Raw genomic sequence first — 23,237 nt, 5'->3', positions numbered from 1 at the left:
GACGTAAAGAGACAGGGCAGGCATGTTTTCGAGTAGCGGGTCTGGGGCAGCCAACAGCCGGCGCAAGGCTGGTTTTCCCCATCGGGCAAGACTTCTGGCCACCATTGCCATGGTGCCTCTGGCAGCCGTGGGGGTGAATCATCTGCCGCCGCAGGCGGCACAGGCGCAGACGACAGCCGTGCGGAGCTTCAGCATTCCCGCGCAGGGGCTGGCCAGTGCCGTCAGTGCCTTCGGCCGCCAATCCGGCCTGCAGGTGACGCTCGCCGCCAGCGCGTCAAACGGGGTGACGACGCAGGCCGTGCAGGGATCCATGACGCCGCTGGAGGCGCTGGGCCGGATGCTGCAGGGCACCGGCGTTCCCTTCCGGATCACGGGCGATGGCACGGCGGTGATCGGTGCGGCCCGCCCCTCTGCCGCGGCAGGCGAGGGCGTGGAGGGCGCCACGCAGCTTGAGACGGTGACGCTGACGGGCGAGGGCTCCAGCGGCTACATGGGCGCGCCCGACTGGGTTTACGACACACCGTCGAGTGTTGCCGTGGTCTCGGGTGAGGCCATCCGCGATGCGGGCGTGCGCGATATCCGGGAGGTGTTCAATTCCGTTGCCGGTGCCTATGCCGGTGAGGGTGTTGCCAGTTTCCCCACCGTTTCTCCGAACTTGCGCGGTGTGCAGGATGCCGGGCGCGTTGCCGTCTCCATTGATGGGGCGCGGCAGAATGCGCAGGACGGCGGGCGTTACGGTGCAGCAAGTACTGGCGCTGGCGGCACGGCCGTTGTCGATGGGGCTTTCATCCGTCAGGTTGAAATCGACAAGAACCCGGGCGCAACGGCCGGAAACACGGGCACGCTGGCCGGTTCCGTCGATTTCCGCACGGTTGGTGCGGCGGATATCATCCGCGACGGCAAGTCCTGGGGGGCGGAGGCCGATGTGGCCACCGGCAGCAACGGCTATGACCTGCAGACATCGGTGATCGGTTCCGCCCGGCTGTCGGAAGTCTTTGCCCTGACCATGGGCCTCAGCAAGACCGAACTGAATCAATACCGCGCCGGCCGGATGGGCGAGGCAACCTCATCGGTTGATGCCACCGGTATCCGCAAGGATCTGCGCGGGCGTGACACCTGGGGCTCCATGCTGAAGCTGGAAATGGAGCATGAGGACATCAAGGCCTCGGCATCCTGGATGCATCAGCAGAATGATTATGCTTATGACAGCCTGGGTGGTGGGGGCAGCACCTACAGCACTATCAGCCGGTTCGAGAACACCAATGACAGCGGCTCCCTGAACTTCGGCTGGGATCCGGACAGCGAATGGATCGACTTCAAGGCCAATCTCTGGCTCAACGATTCCTCGGTTCTGGAAACCCGTGACGCCCGTGGCAGCGACGTGCCCGAAACGGAAATCGACAAGAGCCTGACCAGCTTCGGCATCACCTTGCAAAACACCAGCACCGTCAACACCCCTCTCGGCGGCCTTGCCCTCAACTATGGCGTCGAGGCCTTCCGTGATGTGGCCAACAAGTCCGCCTCAAGCTCGTCGATCTCGCAGACACCTTACTACGCGGACAATTATGGCGTGTTCAACCCGCCGGGCCGCCGCGACATGGCCAGCATCTTCCTCAATGGCAAGCTGGAGCCTGTCCATTGGTTCAACGTGTCCGGCGGTCTGCGTTATGACTGGTACCGGCTGAAAGGCACTGCCCGCTACTATAACTTCGGCAAGCTTATCACTCCGGCGACATATGTTTATGCAGGGTGTGTTGCCACTTTTCAGCAGGCTTATCCTGTTGGTTCGACGACCTATACCACACAAAACAGATTGCTGACTTCCAGCAACTCGACTTTAAGGCGCCGGGCGACCGAATGGTTTGCCACTTGGAATGCCAATCCCTGTGGCGAATACAATTCCGGCGGAGCCTTTGTTCAGGAAGGCTCGGTTCTCTCCTCAACGGCAGCCGTCCGGCAGGACGTCATTTATGACGAGGAGATCGACCGTTCCGGCGGCAAGCTGCTGCCCTCGGTAACGGTGGAATTCGTGCCGGTTGACTGGTTCAAGCCCTATGCCAGCTACAACCAGACCTACCGTCCGCCCACCATTACCGAAGCCTTCATGAGCGGCGGTTTGCAGCCTGCCGATGGTCGGCCTACGTCCACGGCGCCCAATCCTTGGCTGCGCCCTGAAACAGCGGAAACCTACGAAATCGGTGCCAATATCGTGACGGACGGCCTGATCACTGAGCGTGACCGGCTGCGGATCAAGGCGGCCGCCTTCTACCGGGAAATCGACGACTACATCGTCCTCGGCACCATCTATGCCTCGCAGGAGACTGCCAAGACCTATACGGGCTTCGTCAACATGGATGGCATCACCCGCACCCGCGGTGTGGAGGTGGAAGCCAATTATGATGCCGGCCGTTTCTGGTTTGGCGGTTCGGCGACCTTCCTGTCCACCAACTGGCCGAGCAAGACCGAAGTCTTCAGCAATGGCACGGATGTGACCAGCGGCAACGTCTTCGCCTGGAACGGCAACATCCCGCCGCGCTTCAAGGTGACGGGCGACGCGGGACTGCGCTTCTTTGAAGAAAAGCTCAGCCTTGGTGCGCGTGTCACCCATGTGACGCCCAGCCAGACGGCGGTGCTGGACGTGGATACCGGCATGCTCACCGAATACAGCGATAGCTACACCACGCTGGATCTTTACGGCTCCTACAAGGTCAACAAGAACGCCACGCTGCATCTTTCAGCCAACAACGTCACGGATGTCGCCTACATCCCGGCCAACAGTTCCATGGCAGCGGCCGGGCGCACCCTGCAGGCGCGGTTCAATGTGAAATTCTGAAGGTTTGCGGAAGGCATCCCTTCCGTCCGTCATTCCTGGCCGGGTGGCAGCCCGGCCAGGAAACCGCCGCCCCCGAAACGGGCGGCACGCAACAGCCAACCAAGGAGATTGAAATGGCTGCGACTATCGAACTGAACGGAACGTCTTTCGACATGGTGAGCTTCTTTGCCGATTGGCTGGCAGATTTCACCCCAAGCTACGGTGCATTCTGGTCCGCCTCGTCCGGCATCACCACCGCTCCGTCCAGCACGGCTGTTTACGACCAGTGGGGCAGCGGCGCAACCGGTGGCTCCGGCGTCGTCATGAGCGGTGACATGCAGTACAGCCAGGGCAACCTGACCGGGACGGTCGACACTGTTGTCCTTGGCTCCGGTTACAGCGAGTCTTCCACAAGCGGCTTCTCCGTTGATGCAGAGATGACGATCAACGCTGATCCTGACTACTCGCTGGCATCGCCTGGTGATCTCTTCGACTTTGCCATCTACCGCTTCTCGCAGGGCACTCTGTCAGGTCTCTACAACTACCTGGGCGCCGTTGGTACCGAGATCATTGATACAAATGGAGATGATATCCTCGTCGGGTTCTCTGGTGCCGACACCTTCTACTTCTCCGGTGGCAATGACATCGTGACCGCGGGTGATACCGGCACCTATGGCTATCAGGATGGCACGGACAAGCTGAATGTGTCTGGCTGGGGGGCCACGGCTTACAGCGATCTGGCCGTGGCAGCCTCCGGTTCCGATACCGTCATTTCCTACGGCGGCAATTCGGTAACCCTCGTGGGTGTGGATTCGAGCGTCATCGACGCATCCGACTTCCTGTTCGCCTGACCGGCTGACCTTCATGTTGGCACCCAGCCAGCATGGCTTGTGGCCCCGGCGCAATGCCGGGGCTGCTGGTCTTCCGTTGAGGGGGGTGGTGGTGGCGCTGTTCTGCGCCAGTGCCGTCCTCAACCTGCTCGCCCTCAACGGCTCGCTGTTCATGCTGCAGGTCTATGACCGGGTGCTCGCCAGCCGCAGCATCCCGACGCTGGTTGCCCTGTGCGTGCTGTCCGCCGGTCTCTTCGGCTTTCAGGCGCTGCTCGACAGCCTGCGCGCCCGGCTGCTGCTGCGTCTTGGCGAAAGTGCCGACGCGCACCTTTCTGCCTGTGTGATGCGGGCCATTGCGCGGCTGCCGCTGATGTCGCGCGGGCAGGGCGATGGCCTGCAGCCCTTGCGGGATCTCGACACGATCCGCTCCTTCTTTGCAACGCCCGGCCCGGCAGCCCTGTTCGATCTGCCGTGGATCCCGGTCTATCTCGCTATCTGCTTTCTCTTTCACTTCTGGATTGGTGTGACCGCGCTGGCCGGTACCGTGATCATGGTGGCGATCACCGTCTTTGCCGATGTGTCGGCGCGCCGTCCTGCGCGCATTGCCGCCGAGCGCGGGGCCACCCGCTCCAGCCTTGCCGAACAGGCCCGCCGCAACGCCGAAAGCCTTCAGGCCATGGGCTTTGCGGACCGCATTCTCGACCGCTGGCAGGTGGAGAACGATGCCTATCTTGCTGCCAACCGCAGCGCGGGCGACACCAGCGGCACCATGAGCGCCATCTCCCGCGCCATCCGGCAGGCGCTGCAATCGGCCATTCTTGCCGTGGGCGCCTGGCTGGTGATCCAGCAGGAAGCCTCGGCCGGCGTGATGATCGCCTCGTCCATCATGATGGGCCGCACCATGGCCCCGGTGGATTCGGCCATCGGCAGCTGGCGCAGCTTTGTGGCGGCCCGTCAGGGCTGGGCGCGCCTGCGCAAGCTGGAGCCTGTCTTTCAGGAAGCTGCGCCCGTTCTCGATCTTCCCGCGCCCTGCCGGGACCTCAGGGCCGAAGGGCTCGTCATCGCGCCGCCCTCTGCCGCAGGCAGCGGTGTCTTGCCAACCGTGACGGACATCTCGTTCCGGCTGGCGGCCGGCAGTGCGCTCGGCGTCATCGGGGCTTCCGGTTCCGGCAAGAGCACGCTGGTGCGCGCCCTGACTGGTGTGTGGCCGCTGCTGCGCGGCCATGTGCGGCTGGACGGGGCGGCGCTCGATCAATACGGCCCGGAGGCGCTTGGCCGCCACACCGGCTATCTGCCGCAGCAGGCGGAGCTGTTCGAGGGTACGGTGGCGGAAAACATCGCCCGTTTTGACCCCGATGCCGCACCGGAAGCGATCATCGCAGCGGCGGAAGCGGCCGGAGTGCATGGCTTCGTCACCAGCCTGCCGCAGGGCTACCAGACCCGCATCGGTCATGATGGCGCGGGGCTCTCCGGTGGCCAGCGCCAGCGTATCGGTCTGGCGCGTGCGCTCTATGGCAACCCGTTCCTGCTGGTGCTGGACGAGCCGAACGCCAATCTCGATGCAGATGGCGAGGCCGCCGTGGTGGAGGTGATGAAGCGCCAGCGCGAGCGCGGCGGCATTGCCATCGTCGTGGCGCACCGCCCCAGCGCGCTGGGCGCGGTGGATCATGTGCTGATGATGGAGGCCGGCCGGATGAAGGCCTTCGGCCCGCGGGACGAGGTTCTCTCCCGCGTGCTCAAGGGCGCCCCTGCCGTAAAGCAGCCGGGGGCGGGGTTCGGCAGCATGTCCGCCCGCCTGCAGCCGCCGCTGAAGGTGGTGGCCGCACAGGCCGGTGTTCAGGCCGGGACTCCTGCTGACGCGGGTGCAGACAAGGAGGCGGCGGAATGAACGCGGCACCATCCTATTCACTCGCCCGGTCCCTGCGCCGCCACATGCTGGCGAGCGGTGCCGTTGCCATGCTGCTGGCTGCCGGAGTGGGCGGCTGGGCCATGGCCTCTACCCTTTCTGGCGCCGTGGTGGCGCCGGGAACCTTCGTCGTCGACAGCTATGTGAAGGCGGTACAGCATCCGACCGGCGGCGTGGTAGGCGAGCTTCTGGTGACAGAAGGGGCCTATGTCGAGGCCGGCGAGACCGTGCTGCGGCTCGACGCCACGCAGGAGCGCGCGGCCCTGGCCATCGTCACCAAGCGCCTTGATGAACTGACCGCCCGCCAGGCGCGGCTGCTGGCCGAGCGGGACGGCCTGCCGGAGCTGCGCTTTCCGCCGGAGCTTCTGGCGCGGGCACACGAGCCGCTTGCCGGTGAAGCCATGGCCAGCGAGACACGGCTCTTCGCCATCCGCAAGGCTGCCCGGGAGGGCAACCGGGCGCAGCTGGAAGAGCGGATCTCCCAGCTGGAGCATGAAATCAGCGGTTACGCCAGCCAGCAGAAGGCCTTCGACCGGTCACTTGCCATCCTGACGGACGAAACCGGCAAGCTGCAGGGCTTGTATGACCAGCGCCTTGTCTCTGCCCAGCGGCTCAACGCACTGGAGCGGGAAGCGGCATCTGTCAGTGCCGACCGGGCCGAAGCGGCCGCCTTTCAGGCGCGGGCTGCCGGGCGCATTGCCGAAACACGGCTGCAGATCCTTCAGCTGGAGCAGGACCTCAGCGCCGAAGCCGGTAATGAGCTGCGCGACATTGACGTTCAGCTTGGCGAACTGGTGGAGCGCAAGATCGCGGCGGAAGACAAGCTGGCCCGCATCGAACTGAAGGCGCCCCAGTCCGGCACGGTGCATCAGCTGGCGGTGCATACGGTTGGCGGTGTCATCTCGCCCGCAGACAAGATCATGCTGATCGTGCCCGGTAATGACGATCTGAGAGTGGAGGCGCGGATCAACCCTGCCGATATCGACCAGATCGCTCTAGGCCAGAAGGCCCTCCTGCGCCTTTCCGCCTTCAACCAGCGCACCACGCCCGAGCTGAATGGGGAAGTTGACCGGGTGGCCGCTGATCTCAGCGAGGATCAGCGCACAGGGCAGGCTTATTACCTCGTGCGCATCCGCATTCCGCAAGAGGAACTGGCGCGGCTGGACGGCCTTGGCCTTGTTCCCGGCATGCCGGCGGAAGCCTTCATCCAGACAGGAGAGCGCACGGCGCTGTCCTATTTCCTCAAGCCCCTCAACGACCAGATCGCCCGCGCCTTCAGAGAGGACTGACGGCGCCTGTTCCAACCCCAGGAGACACATATGGACGCGCATACCCTGGACAATCCCGCCCCCAACGAGCCCGCCACCATCGAACCCGGCAGCCGGGCGAAGATGCTGAAACAGGCAACCCATGACATTCACGATGGCCTCGACAAGGACATCATGAGCCGCGACCCGTTCGGCAGCATCGGCAACTACGCCCGGTTTCTTGAGGTGCAGTACCGGTTTCATACGGTGATGGACGGCATCTACCGCATGCCCGCCCTTGATCCTCTGCTGCCGGATCTCGGCGGCCGCCGCCGCCTGCATCTGGTGGCGCAGGATCTGGCCGACATCGGCATGCCGCTGCCGGAGTTCACGCAGGACGCGGATGAGGCCGGGCCGGGCGATGATATGTCCGCCGCCATGGGCTGGCTCTATGTGGCCGAGGGCTCGAACCTGGGTGCGGCCTTTCTGTTGAAAGCGGCGGCAAAGCTGGGTCTGTCCGAGACCCATGGCGCGCGCCATCTGGCTGGCCATCCGGAAGGCCGTGGCCTGCACTGGCGGACCTTTACCGCTGCGCTGGATGCCATCCCGCTGCCGCCGGAGGATGAGGCACGGGTGATTGCCCATGCGAAACAGGCCTTCGCCCTTGTGCGCCGCTACGTGGGGGAAGCCTACGCCTGATCTCAGATCCCCGTTTCAGGTCCCGGTGCCTTCCAGGTGCCGGGATCTGAAACGATCTGTCAGTTCTTTGACGCTGTTCAAGCCCGCAGGTATCCAGACCCGCCATTTCGGGCAGGAGATGATAAAATAAGTTTGAAATAGTTTTTCACGCTGGCGGCGCCGATTTCACGCCGCGGCTGCTTGTTTCCTGGTGAAATATTTATTATTGATAATGCCGTAATACCATTACGTGGCGGCGCCTCGGCCCATGCGGGCGGTGCCTGTTCAGATCGCGGCAGCGGTCCACCGGAGGAGGCTGAGGTGACGCCTGAGCAGATCCAACTTGTGCAAGCAAGCTTCGACCGGCTGCGCCCGCAAGGGACTGCCGTCATCTCCGGCTTTTACGGCCGCCTTTTCGAACTATCTCCTTCCTTGCGACCGCTGTTCCGCACTTCGCTTCCGGCACAGGAGCAGCGGCTGCTGGAGGCCCTGTCCGCCGTTGTCAGCATGCTGTCGAACCTGCAGATGCTGCTGCCGGAACTGGAGGCGCTCGCCAAGCGTCACGTGACCTATGGCGTCAGCGCCGCTCATTATCAGGCGGCCGGGGATGCCCTCTTGTGGACACTCGAGAGCCACCTTGGCGAAGCCTTCACACCTGAGGTACGCTCGGCATGGATGGCAGCCTATGCAACGCTGTCCGACATCATGATTGCGAGCGCGGAATACCGCGCAGCCTGAGCAGGCGCGCAGAACGGCAGCTTGCCGGGAGTGCCGCGCCCGCGCCGGCAAACCGGAGTTTCAGCCATGGATCCGATTACAGTGCTTGGCACGATCAGCGGCACCTCCGCCGATGGTATCGACATGGCCCTGATCACGACAGACGGGGAACGGCTGCTGTCGGCAGGGCCAGCAGAAACCGAAGCCTATGCTCCCGAGACCCGCGCGGCCATTCTGGCCACCATCGCAGCAGGTCCCAAGCGCAGGGATCTTTGGCCGGGTCTGGCCGAAGCCGTCACCCGCGATCACGCCGTGGCCATTGCCGCCTTTCTGGCACGGCTGGAGCGCAAGCCGGATCTCGTTGTCTTCCACGGCCAGACGGTCTGGCATGATCCCGCCGCTGGCGAGACCGTGCAGCTCGGTAACCCTCAGAAGCTGGCGGATGTGCTGGGGCTGCCGGTCGTGGGCGATGTGCGGCAGGCGGATATGGAAGCGGGCGGGCAGGGCGCGCCGCTGGTGCCGGTCTATCACCGGGCGCTGGCCGCAGGCCTGAAGCAGCCGCTGTGCTTCCTCAACATCGGCGGGGTGTCCAATCTCACCTATATCGACGGCGAACATCTGATGGCCTTTGACATCGGGCCGGGCAATGCGCTGCTGGATGACTGGATCCGCCAGTCCGGCCTCGGTGATTTCGACCGGGACGGGCGCTGGTCCGGGGCAGGGCATGTGGAAGCCTCACGGGTGGAAATCGCCCTGCGCCATCCCTATTTCGCCCAGCCTGCCCCCAAGTCGCTGGACCGCAATGCCTTCTCGCTGAAATGGGTGGAGGGTCTGTCGTGGCTGGATGGCGCGGCAACGCTCGCAGCCATCACGGCGGAGGCAGTGGCCCGGTCCGCCGCCCTTCTGCCGCGCACGCCCAAAAGCTGGATCGTCTGCGGCGGCGGGCGGCGCAACCAGACGATCATGGCGGAGCTGGCACAGCGGCTGGATGCGGATGTGGTCAGCTCGGATGTGCATGGCATCGACGGCGATGCTCTGGAAGCGCAGGCAATGGCTTTCCTTGGCGCGCGGTTCATGGCAGGTCTTCCTACCAGCTATCCGCATACGACGGGGGCGCGCGAGCCGGTGATCGGCGGACGCCTCTACCGCCCCTCAGCCTGAGGCGCCTGAAGATACATGGACAAGAGCAGACCCATTGACGAAGACGAGGTCTTCGGAAACCGAGAGCGGCACGACGAGCGGCTGAACGGGGCCGAAATCTACCGCCGGCTGGTGGAGGCCATCGAGGACCGCACGCTGAAGCCGGGCGACCGCCTGCGTGAGGCAGAGCTCGCCGAGATTTTCGGCGTCAGCCGCACACCGATCCGCGAAGGCCTGAAGCGGCTGGAAGCGCAAGGCCTCGCCATTCATGAGCCGAACCGCGGCATGGTCATCCCGACGCTGGATCACCGGCAGATTTCCGAGGTCTATTACATGCGCGAGGTGCTGGAAGGCACAGCCGCCCGCTTGGCTGCCCAGCATGCGTCCAACGCCGAAATCGAGATCCTGACCGAACTGGTCGAGGCGGACCGGCAGCGGGTGGCGGATGAAAAGTCCATGGTGCGCTCCAACAGGGAGTTCCACCGGCGCATTTATCTCGCCTCCCACAACCGCTATCTCGTCGGCCAGATCGACCATCTGCGCCTGTCGATGATCCTGATGGCCGGCACGACGCTGGACACACCCGAGCGGCGCGAGACGGCCATTGAAGAGCATGCCGCTATCGTGCGGGCCATTGCCTCACGCGATCTCGATGCCGCAGAGACGGCTGCCCGCCGTCATATCGAACACGCCCAGAAGACCCGCCTGAAGCAGAACTGAAGCCCGCCTCCTCTGGTCTTACTCACCCGGAAAGAACCGGCAAAAACAACAGTTTCCATCTGGTCAAGCGGCCTTGATGCGGTCTACGATCACAGGTGGAAATTCTGCTTCGGGCTCGGAGCCCGCCGGGAGGTCAATCAATGAAACGCCGTGATTTTCTGAAAACGGGCGCGCTTGCGGCTGCGGCTGCGCCTGCCCTTGCAGCGCCCGCCCTTGCGCAGGCAACGCTGAACCTCAAGCTCGTGGGCGGTTTCCCGCGCGGCTTCCCCGGTGTGGGCACCGGGGCTGAAAAGCTCGCCAAGCGCATCGAGGCGATGAGCGATGGCAAGGTGAAGATCACCTATTACGGCGGCGGTGAACTGGTGCCCCCCTTCGAGGTATTCGGGGCGGTGTCGAGCGGTGCAGCCGACATGGGCCATACGGCGTCCTATTACCATGCGGGCAAGGTGCGCGCCGCGATGTATTACACCACCGTGCCCTACGGTCTGGAGCAGACCGAACTGTCGGGCTGGATCGCCTATGGCGGCGGCCAGGCGCTGTGGGACGAGGCCTATGCCCCGTTCGGCGTGAAGCCGTTCTATGCGGGCGGATCGGGCGCCCAGGCCGGCGGCTGGTTCAAGAACCCGGTCACCAAGCTGGATGATCTGGCAGGCCTCAAGATGCGCATTGCCGGTCTTGGCGGCGATGTGATGCGCAAGCTTGGCGTCGTCACCGTGCTGACCCCGCCGCCGGAAATCTATCCGGCTCTCCAGTCCGGCGTTGTCGATGCGGCCGAGTTCGTCGGCCCGTGGAACGATGTGGCGCTGGGGCTCTACAAGATCGCGCCCTACTACTACCTGCCGGCCTTCCACGAGCCGGGCGCGGCGCTGGAAATGATCGTGAACCAGAATGTCTGGGGCAACATGTCCCCGTCGCTGCAGGCCATCTTCGCCAGCGCCGCACAGGCGCAGGGCGAGGATACGATTGCCGAGTTCCGCTACAACAACACCCGCGTTCTGGCCGATCTCGTCAGCAAGGGCGCCAAGGTCTCGGCCTTCCCGGATGATGTGGTGGCGGCGCTGGGCAAGGCCTCGCGCGAGGTGCTGGAGGCCTATCCGCAAGGCGATGCCGTAGCCGAAAAAGTGCACGCCTCCTACATCGCCTACATCAAGGAATGCGCGTCCTACACCAAGGCCATGGAAGAGCGCATGTACCACGACCGCGCCGCGGTCTGGGGCGTGTGACATGAAAAAGCCCGGACAGCTTGCAGGCTGTCCGGGCTTTTGTTTTTTGACGGGCGATTGGTCTTCCCGCCGGGACCTGAGTTACACCACCGCCAGCACGATGCCCGTGACCGCAGAGATGGTGAGGGTGGCGAAGGTGAGGATCATGCCGCTCATGCGGAAGACCAGCGGCTCCTTCGGCTGGGAGACACCATAGGCGTGCGATACGCGGCCAATCGTGAAAGCGAGACCGAGGGCATGCACGAGCAGAAGCGGTGCGCCCTGCAATTCGCACATGAGGATCAGGATCAGCACCAGCGGCACATATTCGGCAAAGTTGCCGTGCACGCGCTGACGGCGCAGCAGTTCGGCGTCGCCGCCATCACCCAGCGCCAGCTGCAGGCTCTTGCGGCGGCTGACGACGCGAAAACTCAGGAAGAGATAGACCAGCCCCAGAACCCCGGCATAGATGGGGGTGGCGCTGAGAAGAAGTGCTGTCTGCTGCAAGATGGTTCTCCCGCTGCGGGCCGCAGTGGCCCGCTCTCTTCCTGACGCGAGCAAGCTCCCGTCTCCCGTCAGGGTTTCAACATTCGACAATATTCACGGCGAGGCCTCCGGTCGAGGTCTCTTTGTATTTTCGGGCGTGCCAGTGTGATGCTGCGTCCCATTGTCTGGCTGCGTCCGGCGGCACCGCGAAGGTTCAATTCAGCAAGAAGTGCCACGCACACGGAGCAATGTCAGGGCCTCAGGACCACAAAGCCTCAAAAACCGCGAGCGAAAAGCCGATATGATCCGTCAGAAGGCGGGAAGCGCGGTCCGCGTTGCGGTCGAGAGCGGCCTGCATCAGCTCCGTGTGCGGGCCAAGGCCTAGCGTTTTCTCATAGGTCTCCCGCAGCCGCCCTTGCGGATCGTCATCCATGCGGGCGCGCACCTCCGGAGAGCTGAGCATATGCCGCTGGTGGCGCCGGAGCTGGTCATTCACCTGGCTGGCAAAAAGCTGCAGCCAGGGGGCCTGCGTGCCCGAGAGAAGGGCTGCGTGAAAGGCATCGTGCCGCCGCTCCCACAGGTGGATGGCATCGCGCGCCGCATGCGGCACCGGCACGGGCGTTGAAGCCAGCTGGTGATGGGCTGCGACCACACGCCCTTCCCAGTCTTCCCCGCCCTCGGCAATGGAGCGGATGAAAAGCCTTGGCTCTATGGCAAGCCGCGCGTCCTGAAGATCGCGCAGGCTTTCCGCCGAGACGCCGCAGACCCTGTAGCCGCGATTTGGCATCAGCACCACCAGCCGCTCGGCCTCCAGCCGCGACAGCGCCTCGCGCAGCGGCGTCCAGCCAAAGCCGAACCGCTCCTTCAACAGGGAAACGGTCAGCGGTGCATCCGGAGGCAGGGTGCATTCCAGAATGGCACTGCGCAGGGCGTTGTAGGCGTCTTCCGTCTTCGGCATTCCGCTCGGGGGTCCCGGTTGAGATTTCCCGTGCATCTGAGCAGGAATATATGACCTGTCAAATTATATATAATCCTTGCGGGCATGCAGGTCCGCTGTTAGCGTGACCGCATGAGGCAGCCGTTGCTGCGGCAGTGCGCCCAGAGGGCGCGGCAAGACCGACTGAGGGAGATTTCATGTCCGGAACATCCAGCGTTCATCCGCTTGATCAGGGCGATCCGCTTGGGCCCAAGCGTGCCGCCTTTGCCCTGCCCGAGGGCGTCATCTATCTGGATGGCAACTCCCTTGGCACGTTGCCCGCCCATGTGCCGCAGCGGGTGGCCGATGTGGTGAGCAAGCAGTGGGGCGAGAGCCTCATCCGCGCCTGGAACGAGCATGACTGGGTGGATCTGCCGCGCCGTGTAGGCGACCGGATCGGCCGTCTGGTGGGCGCGGCGCCCGGCACGGTGATTGCCGGAGACAGCACGTCGATCAACCTGTTCAAGGTGCTCTCGGCTGCCCTTGCCCTGCGCCCGGAGCGCAAGGTGATCCTCTCCGACACGGGCAATTTCCCGACCGATCTCTACATGGCGCAGGGCCTGCGGGACCTGCTGGGTGCCGGTCATGAGCTGCGTCTTGTCGCGCCGGAAGAGGTGGCGGATGCCATCACGGACGAGGTCGCGGTGATGATGATCACCCAGGTCGACTACCGCACGGGCCGCCGTCATGACATGGCGGCGCTGACCCGCCTTGCCCATGAGGCTGGAGCTCTTGCTATCTGGGATCTCGCCCATTCCGCCGGTGCCTTCAAGGTGGAACTGGATGCCTGCGGCGCCGATTTTGCCATCGGCTGCGGCTACAAGTATCTGAACGGCGGCCCAGGTGCTCCGGCTTTCCTCTATGTGGCAGAGCGGCACCAGGCCGTTGCCCGCCAGCCGCTGAACGGCTGGATGGGCCACGATGCGCCCTTCGCGTTCGATCTCGATTACCGCGGCGCCAGGGGCGTCGACCAGTTCCGCGTCGGCACGCCGCCGATCCTGTCGCTCTCCGCCCTGGATGCGGCGCTGGATGTGTTTGACGATGTAGATATGGACGTGCTGCGGGCCAAATCCGTTTCCCTGTGCGAACTGTTCATCAAGGAGGTGGAAAGCCGCTGCGAGGGTCTGGAACTGGCGAGCCCGCGCAATGCGGATGAGCGCGGCAGCCAGGTCTCCTTCCGCTTTGCCGAGGGCTATGCCCTGATGCAGGCACTGATTGCACGCGGCGTCATCGGCGATTTCCGCGCACCGGACATCGTCCGCTTCGGCTTTACCCCGCTCTATCTCTCTCACGGCGATGTGGTGAAGGCTGTCGATATTCTGGCGGACATTCTCGCCACCCGCAGCTGGGATGCACCGCAGTTCAAGACCCGCGCCAAGGTGACCTGAGATGACCGCCAAGACCCCCTATGATCCCTCGGAAGACGGCGCGCAGATGCGCTTTGACGGGCGCATGTCCTATGGCGACTACCTGTCGCTGGACAAGATCCTGACGGCACAGGCGCCTCTGTCGAAGGCCGATGATGAGCTGCTGTTCATCATCCAGCACCAGACATCCGAATTGTGGATGAAACTGGCGCTGCATGAACTGGCTTCGGCCAAGGCGCATATCGCCAGCGGGAACGTTCAGCCGGCCTTCAAGCTGCTCACCCGCGTGGCGCGGATCTTCGAGCAGCTGAATTCGGCCTGGGATGTGCTGCGCACGATGACGCCCAGCGACTACACTACTTTCCGCGCGGCGCTCGGCCAGTCTTCCGGCTTCCAGTCGTTCCAGTACCGGGCGATCGAGTTCATGGCCGGCAACAAGAACGCGGCCATGATGCGCCCGCATGAGCACGTGCCGGAGGTTCACGGCTGGCTGGAGGGCATCCGCCAGGAAACCAGCCTCTACGATGAGGCGATCCGCCTGCTGGCCCGCTCCGGCTTCGAGATTTCGGAAGCGATGCTGAACCGGGATGTGTCGGAGCCCTATACGGCGGATGAGACGGTGCGGGCCGCCTGGATCGAGGTCTACCGGGACCCGGCGCGCTACTGGACGCTCTATGAGCTGGCCGAGAAACTGGTGGATTTCGAGGATTATTTCCGGCGCTGGCGCTTCAACCATGTGACCACGGTGGAGCGGGTGATAGGCTTCAAGCGCGGCACCGGCGGCACCAGCGGCGTGGTCTATCTGCGGCGCATGCTGGAGGTGGTGCTCTTCCCCGAACTGTGGGATCTGCGCGCCGATCTGTGACCTCACCGCAGGTCCCGGTGAGCCAGTTTCATCGGGACCGGATCAGGCCCGGCGGGGGATGGCCTGCCGGGGCTTGCGCACTTTCAACACCTTGGACTGGTTGCGCCGCCGCTCCTGATCCTCTTCGCACTGCAGGATAAGATCCGCAAAGGGGACCGGGCGGCTGAAGTGGAAGCCCTGATACTCATCGCAGCCATTGGCCCGCAGCCATTCAAGCTGTTCGGCCGTCTCGACGCCTTCCGCCACGATCCGCACATTCAGCACATTGCCGAGGGAGATGATCAGCCGGGTGATCGGAGCTGCCGTCTTCAGGTCATTGATGAAGGTGCGGTCGATCTTCAGCACGTCAATCGGGTAATTCTGCAAATAGGCAAGGTTGGAATAGCCGGTGCCGAAATCATCGATCAGGATATTGTAGCCGCACTTCTTCAGGCGTGACAGGGAGAAGCGGACGGACGGACTGTCGCCCAGCAGCATGGATTCGGTGATTTCGAAGCCGATCTTGCGCGGATCGCAGCCGGTCTCCTGCGGCAGCAGCAGAAGCTTTTCGATCAGCTCCTGATCCTGGAACTGGCGCACGGACAGGTTCAGCGACAGGCTGATGTCAATGCCAGCATCTTGCAGATGCCTCTGGTGCAGCGCCACTTGCCGGTAGACCCATTCGCCCACCTCCACGATCATGCCGGTCTCTTCGCAGGCCGGAATGAAGCTGCCGGGGCTCAACAGGCCGCGCCTGGGATGCTGCCACCGGATCAGGGCTTCGGCCGAAAGGATCGCGCCGGTCTTGACGCAGACGCGCGGCTGGAAATGCAGGAGGAATTCGTTGTTCTCCAGCGCCCGCCAGAGGTCCTGTTCCAGCGCCACACGTTCATCAAGGCGCTGGCGCAGGTCCATGGAGAACGGGGTGACCTTGTTGGCCCGCCCGCCCCGCGCCTCGTAAAGCGCAAGGTCGCCATGACGCATCAGGGTGTCCATGTCCTTGCCGTCGTCCGGGCAGACGCTCATCCCTGCGGCGGCGGTGACCTGCAGCATCTGACCGCCAATGTCCATGGGCTCGATGAACAGATCCAGCAGCTGCCGGCCGAAGTCCTGCGGGTTGAGGCCGTTCATCCGGTCAGGAATGCAGACAATGAACTCATCGCCGCCGAGCCGTGCCACCGTACCTTTGTCACCCGCAAAGCCGGACAGCCGCGCCGCGGCTGCACTCAGCAGCAGATCGCCGGTGACATGGCCAAGGGTATCGTTGATGGCCTTGAAGCCATTGAGATCGATGAAATAGAGGTAGAGGCTCCGGCCTTCGGTCAGGGACGCATTGATCATGGCCGGGAGTTGAGACTGAAGATAGAGCCGGTTCGGCAATCCGGTCAGGAAGTCGTGGTCCGCCAGGAATCTGGCCCGTTCCTGGGTTTCCTTCAGCTCGGTGACATCAATCTCGCTGACCAGATAGGCCTGCACGCCGGTGACCGCATCGCGGCAGGTTCTGGCTGTAATCTCGTGCCAGCGGATGCCATGTGTGGTGCGGGTCTGGGCCACGACCTTGCAATCCGAGCCGTAGTCGAGGGCTCCCATCAGGGCCTCAGCGATGGTTCCGTCGACAAGCCGGTTCTGGAGGGTGAGATCGGCTTCGATCTGCGATGCGCGTGAGGCTGGATTGCGGTAGAGCGGCGCGCCATTGCGCGAGAACAGGGAGATCATGACCGGCGTATGCAGCAGCGCTTCAGCACTGCGCAGGGTCTCCGGCCTGATTTCGTGGTTGACGATGCCTTCGCACAGCATGCCGGTGCGCCCGTCCTTCAGGCGGATTCCCCGGAATATCACCTGCAGCGTTTTGGGTTCCCCAAGAGGGTAAAGTGTCCAGGTTTCGGCAAAGCTCGTATCGCTCCGCTGGAAGTCGGCCTTGTACTGGTTCAGCCGTTCGGCGACCGCCCGGGACATATCGGAGCCGAGGTCACGGGAGCGCAGGTGTTCGATGCTCGAAGCTCCCCACACATCAAGACCGCTGGCATTGGCCCACAGGATACGCTTCAGATCAAAGTCATAGATCCAGAGTGCGGTCGCGACGCGGCCGAGCTGGGCAAGCAGCTCTCCTGCTTCCACCTCGCTAATCCGGAAGATATCGTCCGTCACTGACTTCATTTAACCGGCGCCGTATATCCTTGGGGTCAATTCTCAAAAATGAGCAGATGTATCTACAGTGACGATCTGGCGTTGATATTGTGAAGTTTGACAGGTTTCGGGGTGTCCAAAGAAATGCCAAGCCTCTTTCAATCTCTAATCGCATTCTCATGTATCAGTATTCATTGAATGTGTTTTCCAAGCCTTAATCGGGATAGTTACGAATAAGTAAATTTTAATGCATGCGCGTTGCCAAATTCGTTTGAGATTATGCCGCTTTCAGGTTTCAGTGCCGGTCGGAAACCCTGTTATGGTAAATAGGTCTCGGCTGCCGGAATATGGAAGAGGTTGAAAATACTTGGAATTTCATTTCTCATCTTTTCTATCCGGGGCGGCCGGTGCCGTTTTATTTATCTCTGGTTGAGTCCGGGTAGTTGCGATCTGCTGTGTTTTGGCATCCGGGGAGGTGTCTCCGGCCAGCCAGCTGGTTCGGCCTTGTCAGGGGAGGCGAAAAGGCGCTCTTGATATGTTTTAAATTTAAAGTAATCTCATCGGCAGACTGCTTCCGCGCTTCATCGGGCGTTGTCAGGCCAAGGCGGGATGCTGGCGCATCCCGCCTTGATTGCTCCGGCGCCGCACCGGCTTGACCGGCTTTCAATGAGTGGGGCCCAGTGAGAGTTGGTATTGCTGGCTGTAACCGGAGTTTGCCTTGTCCCGTCTTATCGACTTAACCCCGCCGCTTCGGGCCAGTTCTGCCGTATTTCCAGGTGACGCGCGCTTCGAGCTGCGGCAGACCTTCTCCATTGGTCCCGGCTGCCCGGTCAATGTGGCGGCTTTCTCCATGTCCGTGCATTGCGGCGCCCATGCGGACGCGCCGCTGCACTATGCGAAAGAGGGCGCCACGATCGATCAGCTGGCGCTGGAAGATTACATCGGTCCGGCCCGGGTGATCGACGCAAGAGGTGCTGGCCCCCTCGTCGAGCCGCTGGATATTGAAGCAGCGCTGGCGGACGTGCCGCAACGGGTGCTCCTGCGCTGCGAAGAGAGCCTTGATCCGGATGTGTGGCCGGAAGGCTTCCGCACTCTGGCGCCGGAGACGGTCGAACTGCTGGCCTCCCGGGGCGTGCGGCTGGTGGGTGTCGATGTGCCGTCGGTTGATCCGGACACGTCCAAGGATCTTCCCTCTCACATGACCGTGTATCGCCATGACATGCGAATTCTGGAAAATCTGGTACTGGCGGGCGTCGAACCGGGGGATTATGAGTTGATTGCTCTGCCCATCCGGCTAGAAGGACTGGATGCGGCGCCTGTCAGGGCTGTCCTGCGCACGCTTGCGAGGGACTGAGGGAAATCTGACACCGGGCGCAAAAAGAAACAATAAGGGCGCTGCCAATCGCAGCGGCGGGGAAAATCAGATGCTGGAACTCGACCAGCTTGTCATGCAGTTTGGCGGCTTCACGGCTGTTGATCACTGTACCTTCCAGGTGAAGGAAGGCACGATCACAGGCCTGATCGGACCCAATGGCGCTGGCAAGACGACGCTTTTCAATCTCATTGCAGGTGCATTTCCTCCGGTGGCGGGCAAGATCCGCTTCTGCGGTGAGGATGTGACCGGCCTGCCGGCCAACAAGCTGTTCCACAAGGGGCTGGTGCGCACCTTCCAGATCCCGCACGAGTTTCACCGGCTGACGGCGCTGGAAAACCTGATGATGGTGGCCCCGGCCCAGCCGGGCGAGAACCTTCTGGCCAACTGGTTCAACTGGGGCAAGGTGGCCAGCACAGAGGCGGAGGTGGTCCGCCGGGCCTGGGAAACGCTGGACTTCCTCGAACTCACCCATGTGGCGGGCGAGCGGGCTGGCAATCTCTCCGGCGGCCAGAAGAAGCTGCTGGAACTGGGCCGCACCATGATGACGGATGCGAAGCTGGTGCTGCTGGACGAGCCTGCGGCCGGCGTCAACCGCACCCTCCTGCGCAAGCTGGAAGAAAAGATCCAGATCCTCAACCGGGAGCGCGGCTATACCTTCATCCTCATCGAGCACGACATGGAGATGATCGAGAAGCTCTGCCATCCGGTCGTCTGCATGGCCGAGGGCAAGGTGCTCATCGCCGGGGACTTCCAGACCGTGCGTTCCGATCCAAGGGTGCTCGAAGCCTATCTCGGTGAAACGCAGGGAGATGCAGCATGAGCGCGCTCCTGACGATGCAGTCCCTCACCGGGGGCTATGGCGAGACCAACATTCTCAATCAGGTGTCGATGACGGTGAATGACCGCGAGATCGTGGTCATCGTCGGCCCCAACGGGGCGGGCAAATCCACCGCGATGAAGGCCATCTTCGGCCTTCTCACCATTCGCGGCGGCTCCATCACCTTCGACGGCACCGACATCACCAGCTGGGCGCCGAACCAGATCGTCCAGCGCGGCATCTGCTACGTGCCGCAGGTGGACAATATCTTCCGCGAAATGAGCATCCACGAGAATCTCGAAATGGGTGCCTTCCTGCGCAAGGGCGATCTCTCGGCCGCCTTTGACCGGGTGTACACGCTGTTCCCGGACTTGAAGGCGCGCCGCAAGACGCCGGCGGGCAATCTCTCCGGCGGGCAGCGGCAGATGGTGGCCATGGGCCGGGCCCTGATGCTCGACCCCAAGCTCCTGCTGCTGGACGAGCCGACGGCGGGCCTTTCGCCGAAATACATGGAGCAGATCTTCCAGATCAGCCGCGATGTCCGGGATACGGGCGTCGCCATCCTGCTGGTGGAGCAGCATGCCAAGCAGGCCCTTGCCTTTGCCGACCGGGCCTATGTGCTGGCGGCAGGTGCCAACCGGCACGAAGGCACGGGGCAGGCGCTTCTCGCCGACCGCGAGGTCGCAGAAATGTTCCTGGGCGGGTGAGGCTGAGACAAGATGACCTTTCTGGATTTCATCAATTTCTACATCGTGCCGGGGCTCGTCATGGGCTCCATCTATGCGCTGGGTGCCGTCGGCATCACGCTGGTGTTTGCGATCCTGCGCTTTGCGCATCTGGCCCATGGTGATCTGGCAACGCTCGGTGCCTTCCTGGCGCTGGCGCTGGTGACGGCTCTCGGCATCCCGCCCCTGGCGGCGCTGCCCTTTGCCATCCTGGCGACAGCGGGCGTGGCGGTGGGGCTCGACAAGGTGTTCTACGAGCACCTGCGCAACCGGCCGAAGATCATCACCGTGATGGCAACGCTGGGTGCGGCCCTGATGATCCGCGCCGTGGTGCAGGTGGTCTGGGGTGTCGATACCCAGACCTATTCCCGCGGGCTGGTGCGGCCGGAGAACTACTTCGGCATCCGGGTGCGCGACCGGGAGATCTACACCCTCATCGCCATGCTGGTGCTGGTGGCCGGCCTGCAGCTGTTCCTGTCCCGCTCCAAGTGGGGCAAGGCCATGCGCGCCATGTCGGACAATCCCAACCTGGCGCTGCTGTCGGGCATCGACAACCGCAAGGTCGTCATGCTGACATGGATGATCGCGGGCGGCCTGTGCGCGGCAGCCGGCGTGTTCCTGGGGCTCAACACCGAGCTGAAGCCGATGATGGGCTGGTCCATGCTGCTGCCGATGTTCGCGGCGGCCATTCTGGGCGGCGTCGGCCGCGTGGAAGGGGCCGTGCTGGGCGGCCTCATTGTGGGCATCGCCGAAGAGGTCTCCGTGGTGTTCATTCCCAGTGAATACAAGGCGGCAATGGCCTTCGCGATTCTGCTGTTCATGCTGCTGGTGCGGCCCACCGGGCTTCTGCGCGGCAAGGTGCTCTGACGGGGAGATTGCGCCATGGAACTCATTGGCCTTGCAAACTACGCCCTGTTCATGGGCGTCTTCATCGGCATCTACGCGCTTCTGGCGCTGGGGCTGAACATTCAGTGGGGCTTCACCGGCCTGTTCAATGCCGGTATCGCGGGCTTCTTTGCCGTCGGGGCCTACACCTCGGCGATCCTGACGAGCCCGCATGTGGCCGGCCGGCTTGGCGGTTTTGATCTGCCGGTGCTGGCAGGCTGGGCCGGCGCCATGCTGGCGGCGGGCGCCATCGCCTGGCCGATCGGCAAGATCTGTCTGCGCTTCCGCTCCGATTATCTCGCCATCGCCACCATCGGCATTGCCGAGATCATCCGCCTCGTCATCAAGTCCGAAGATGCATTGACGGGCGGCGCACGCGGCATCACGCGCATTCCGCGCCCCTTCGGCGATCTGCCCTATGTGCAGTCGCAGATGGCCTATCTCGCCATTGTCATCGTGGTGCTGGGCATTGCCTACATGCTGATCCAGCGGCAGATCAATTCGCCCTGGGGCCGCATGATGCGCGCCATCCGTGACAACGAGCTGGCGGCCACCGCCATGGGCAAGGACATTGCCTACCGCCGCCTGCAGTCCTTCATCTTCGGCGCGGCGCTGATGGGCCTTGGCGGGGCGCTGTTTGCCCATTTCAACCGCGCCATCACCCCGGAAGCCATCGACCCGATGATTGCCACCTTCCTCGTCTGGATCATGCTGATCCTCGGCGGGTCGGGCAATAACAGGGGAGCAATCCTGGGTGCGGCGATTGTATGGATCATCTGGTCCGTTTCAGAGATTGCAACGGACCGCCTGCCGCATGAATATGCGGTCAAGGCCAAGTACATCCGCGTCTTCCTCATCGGGTTGATGCTGCAGCTGGTTCTGCGCTTCCGCTCCGAGGGGCTGTTGCCGGAAACCCTTCCGGAAAACCCGCCCAGGCCGCAGAAGCAGGGGACTGGTGCCTGACCTGGCCGCGGGACTGAAGTTTGCAATGAGGGGCAAAAGCCCCCGCTTTGTGGAGGTAATGAAATGACGCATAAGCTTCTCGCTCTGGCAGGTTCGCTCCTGGCCGCGACTGCTCTGGCCAGCGTTCCGGCCAAGGCAGATGTGAAGATTGGCCTGCTCGGCGGCATTTCCGGCCCGATTGCGGCCATGGCTCCGGCCATGATTGATTCGGCCCAGATGGCGATTGCCGAAGTGAACGAGCAGGGCGGCATTCTGGCCGGTGAAAAGCTCGTGCCGGTCATCGGCGACAGCGCCTGCAACCCGCAGAACGGCACGGACGCCGCCACCAAGGCCGTGAACATCGACGGCGTTGTCGGTATCGTCGGCCCGCATTGCTCGGGCGCCGTGATTGCCGCTGCCAACTCGGTCACCATCCCGGCCGGTATCGCGCTCATCACCCCGTCGGGCACCTCGCCGGAAATCACCGGCCTGAAGGACAATGACACCGTGTTCCGCACCGTGCCGTCCGACGACTTCCAGGGCCGTGCTCTTGCCCGTACCCTGAAGGAGCAGGGCTATGGCAAGGTGGCTGTCGCCTATCTCAACAATGACTATGGCTCCGGCCTCGCCAATGCCTTCAAGGCTGAATACGAAGAGATCGGCGGAGAGATCGCCGGTTTTGCCGCCCATGAAGGCGAGCGCGCCTCCTACCGCTCGAACCTCGCTGAACTCGCCAAGGGCGGTGCCGACACGCTCGTCATCTTCGACTATGGTGATGGCAGCGGCCTGACCATGCTGCGCGAAGCGCTGGAGAACGGCTTCTTCGAGAAGTTCGTCGGCGGCGACGGCATGAAGTCCGACGCTCCGATCCGCGAGCTGGGTGCAGACAACCTCACCACCTTCGTGGCCTCATCTCCGGTTGGCGAGCAGTCGGCAGCCCTCGAAGCCTTCAATGCGGCCTTCAAGGCCAAGGGCGGCGATCCGGACGCGATCTTCGTCACCACCTCCTATGACGCGGCCTTCCTGATGGCTCTGGCCATCGAAAAGGCTGGCGGCGACAAGACCAAGGTGGCAGCTGCCATCCGTCAGGTGGCCGGTGCTGAAGGCGGCGAGCCGATCCTGCCGGGCGAATGGGCGAAGGCCAAGGCGCTGATCGCCGAAGGCAAGGCCATCGACTATCAGGGCGCTGCAGGCGAGCACTCCTTCGACGAGGCCGGCGACGTTCCGGGCGCTTACTCCCTGTTCAAGGTCGGCGCCAACGGCTTCGAAGTCCTGACCGAAATGAAGTGACATGGTTCCGGCCCCGTTGCGGGCCGGTACCCGGCACATGCGATCATACGAGACCGGCGGCCCCAAAGGCTGCCGGTTTTCGTTTGAAGATCTGTTCACTCTCCGTCGTCATCCCGGCCAAGCGTAGCGCGAGCCGGGACCGGTGAGCCGG

Annotated in this window: 20 protein-coding genes; 17 read left to right on the top strand and 3 right to left on the bottom strand. The window is 63.4% G+C overall.

All coding sequences use genetic code 11. The features are described 5' to 3' along the window. Window positions 1–22: 22 nt before the first annotated feature. The 9 genes from AC0CMF_RS21310 (at window position 23) to AC0CMF_RS21270 (ending at window position 11,273) form a co-directional block, all read left to right on the top strand. Window positions 23–2,833, top strand: coding sequence for a TonB-dependent receptor (locus tag AC0CMF_RS21310; protein ID WP_374630213.1), 2,811 nt, complete (start codon window positions 23–25; stop codon window positions 2,831–2,833). A gap of 113 nt (window positions 2,834–2,946) precedes the next feature. Further along, window positions 2,947–3,663 (top strand): hypothetical protein, encoded by a 717-nt coding sequence (locus tag AC0CMF_RS21305; protein ID WP_122519297.1) that lies wholly within the window; start codon window positions 2,947–2,949, stop codon window positions 3,661–3,663. A 13-nt stretch (window positions 3,664–3,676) separates the two neighbouring features. Further along, the gene (locus AC0CMF_RS21300) at window positions 3,677–5,530 is read left to right on the top strand and encodes a type I secretion system permease/ATPase (protein ID WP_209004768.1); all 1,854 of its coding nucleotides are present in this window, start codon (window positions 3,677–3,679) and stop codon (window positions 5,528–5,530) included. Continuing rightward, the gene (locus tag AC0CMF_RS21295; RefSeq protein ID WP_122519299.1) at window positions 5,527–6,837 is read left to right on the top strand and encodes an HlyD family type I secretion periplasmic adaptor subunit; all 1,311 of its coding nucleotides are present in this window, start codon (window positions 5,527–5,529) and stop codon (window positions 6,835–6,837) included. Before AC0CMF_RS21300 ends, AC0CMF_RS21295 begins: the two co-directional genes overlap by 4 nt. A 30-nt stretch (window positions 6,838–6,867) precedes the next feature. Further along, on the top strand, window positions 6,868–7,494 hold the full coding sequence (locus AC0CMF_RS21290) for a biliverdin-producing heme oxygenase (RefSeq protein ID WP_122519300.1): 627 nt from the start codon (window positions 6,868–6,870) through the stop codon (window positions 7,492–7,494). A 300-nt stretch (window positions 7,495–7,794) separates the two neighbouring features. Beyond that, window positions 7,795–8,211, top strand: coding sequence for a globin family protein (locus AC0CMF_RS21285; RefSeq protein WP_058897962.1), 417 nt, complete (start codon window positions 7,795–7,797; stop codon window positions 8,209–8,211). Window positions 8,212–8,277: 66 nt separating this feature from the next. Beyond that, a complete protein-coding gene (locus AC0CMF_RS21280; protein WP_050472146.1) occupies window positions 8,278–9,351 on the top strand; it encodes an anhydro-N-acetylmuramic acid kinase in 1,074 nt (357 codons plus the stop codon). Between the two features lie 81 nt (window positions 9,352–9,432). Then, complete coding sequence (locus tag AC0CMF_RS21275; protein ID WP_026355445.1) at window positions 9,433–10,050, top strand: GntR family transcriptional regulator; 618 nt, start codon at window positions 9,433–9,435, stop codon at window positions 10,048–10,050. A 140-nt stretch (window positions 10,051–10,190) separates the two neighbouring features. Further along, window positions 10,191–11,273 carry a TRAP transporter substrate-binding protein gene (locus tag AC0CMF_RS21270; protein ID WP_050472145.1) on the top strand — a complete coding sequence of 361 codons (1,083 nt, stop codon included), beginning with the start codon at window positions 10,191–10,193 and terminating at the stop codon, window positions 11,271–11,273. A gap of 81 nt (window positions 11,274–11,354) precedes the next feature. Here the strand turns inward: AC0CMF_RS21270 and AC0CMF_RS21265 are convergent, their stop codons facing one another. Further along, the gene (locus AC0CMF_RS21265) at window positions 11,355–11,759 is read right to left on the bottom strand and encodes an MAPEG family protein (protein ID WP_374630214.1); all 405 of its coding nucleotides are present in this window, start codon (window positions 11,757–11,759) and stop codon (window positions 11,355–11,357) included. A gap of 238 nt (window positions 11,760–11,997) precedes the next feature. After that, window positions 11,998–12,696: a GntR family transcriptional regulator gene (locus AC0CMF_RS21260; RefSeq protein WP_374630216.1), complete on the bottom strand. Its 699-nt coding sequence runs from the start codon at window positions 12,694–12,696 to the stop codon at window positions 11,998–12,000. Between the two features lie 176 nt (window positions 12,697–12,872). Between AC0CMF_RS21260 and kynU the strand changes: the two genes are divergently transcribed. Both kynU and kynA read left to right on the top strand, forming a co-directional pair. After that, window positions 12,873–14,102: a kynureninase gene (kynU, locus tag AC0CMF_RS21255; RefSeq protein ID WP_374630217.1), complete on the top strand. Its 1,230-nt coding sequence runs from the start codon at window positions 12,873–12,875 to the stop codon at window positions 14,100–14,102. A gap of 1 nt (window position 14,103) precedes the next feature. Next, window positions 14,104–14,946 (top strand): tryptophan 2,3-dioxygenase, encoded by an 843-nt coding sequence (gene kynA / locus AC0CMF_RS21250; protein ID WP_374630218.1) that lies wholly within the window; start codon window positions 14,104–14,106, stop codon window positions 14,944–14,946. A 42-nt stretch (window positions 14,947–14,988) separates the two neighbouring features. Here the strand turns inward: kynA and AC0CMF_RS21245 are convergent, their stop codons facing one another. Continuing rightward, window positions 14,989–17,082: a putative bifunctional diguanylate cyclase/phosphodiesterase gene (locus tag AC0CMF_RS21245; protein ID WP_050472140.1), complete on the bottom strand. Its 2,094-nt coding sequence runs from the start codon at window positions 17,080–17,082 to the stop codon at window positions 14,989–14,991. 688 nt (window positions 17,083–17,770) lie between these two features. Between AC0CMF_RS21245 and kynB the strand changes: the two genes are divergently transcribed. The 6 genes from kynB to AC0CMF_RS21215 all read left to right on the top strand — a co-directional run bounded on the left by kynB (window position 17,771) and on the right by AC0CMF_RS21215 (window position 23,086). After that, window positions 17,771–18,406 carry an arylformamidase gene (gene kynB, locus AC0CMF_RS21240; RefSeq protein ID WP_374630219.1) on the top strand — a complete coding sequence of 212 codons (636 nt, stop codon included), beginning with the start codon at window positions 17,771–17,773 and terminating at the stop codon, window positions 18,404–18,406. 70 nt (window positions 18,407–18,476) lie between these two features. Further along, window positions 18,477–19,247, top strand: a complete 771-nt coding sequence (locus AC0CMF_RS21235) for an ABC transporter ATP-binding protein (RefSeq protein WP_050472138.1) — start codon at window positions 18,477–18,479, stop codon at window positions 19,245–19,247. Then, entirely contained in the window at window positions 19,244–19,951 is a 708-nt protein-coding gene (locus AC0CMF_RS21230) for an ABC transporter ATP-binding protein (RefSeq protein WP_055454970.1), read from the top strand. Before AC0CMF_RS21235 ends, AC0CMF_RS21230 begins: the two co-directional genes overlap by 4 nt. 12 nt (window positions 19,952–19,963) lie before the next feature. After that, window positions 19,964–20,836, top strand: coding sequence for a branched-chain amino acid ABC transporter permease (locus tag AC0CMF_RS21225; RefSeq protein ID WP_050472136.1), 873 nt, complete (start codon window positions 19,964–19,966; stop codon window positions 20,834–20,836). 15 nt (window positions 20,837–20,851) lie between these two features. Then, window positions 20,852–21,817, top strand: coding sequence for a branched-chain amino acid ABC transporter permease (locus AC0CMF_RS21220; protein ID WP_374630220.1), 966 nt, complete (start codon window positions 20,852–20,854; stop codon window positions 21,815–21,817). Window positions 21,818–21,880: 63 nt separating this feature from the next. After that, window positions 21,881–23,086: an ABC transporter substrate-binding protein gene (locus AC0CMF_RS21215; RefSeq protein ID WP_123193557.1), complete on the top strand. Its 1,206-nt coding sequence runs from the start codon at window positions 21,881–21,883 to the stop codon at window positions 23,084–23,086. Window positions 23,087–23,237: the final 151 nt, after the last annotated feature.

Source organism: Pannonibacter sp. CBAS1226 (assembly GCF_055685825.1).
Note: the sequence above shows the minus strand (reverse complement) of the source record. Positions and strands in the feature narration are given on the sequence as shown.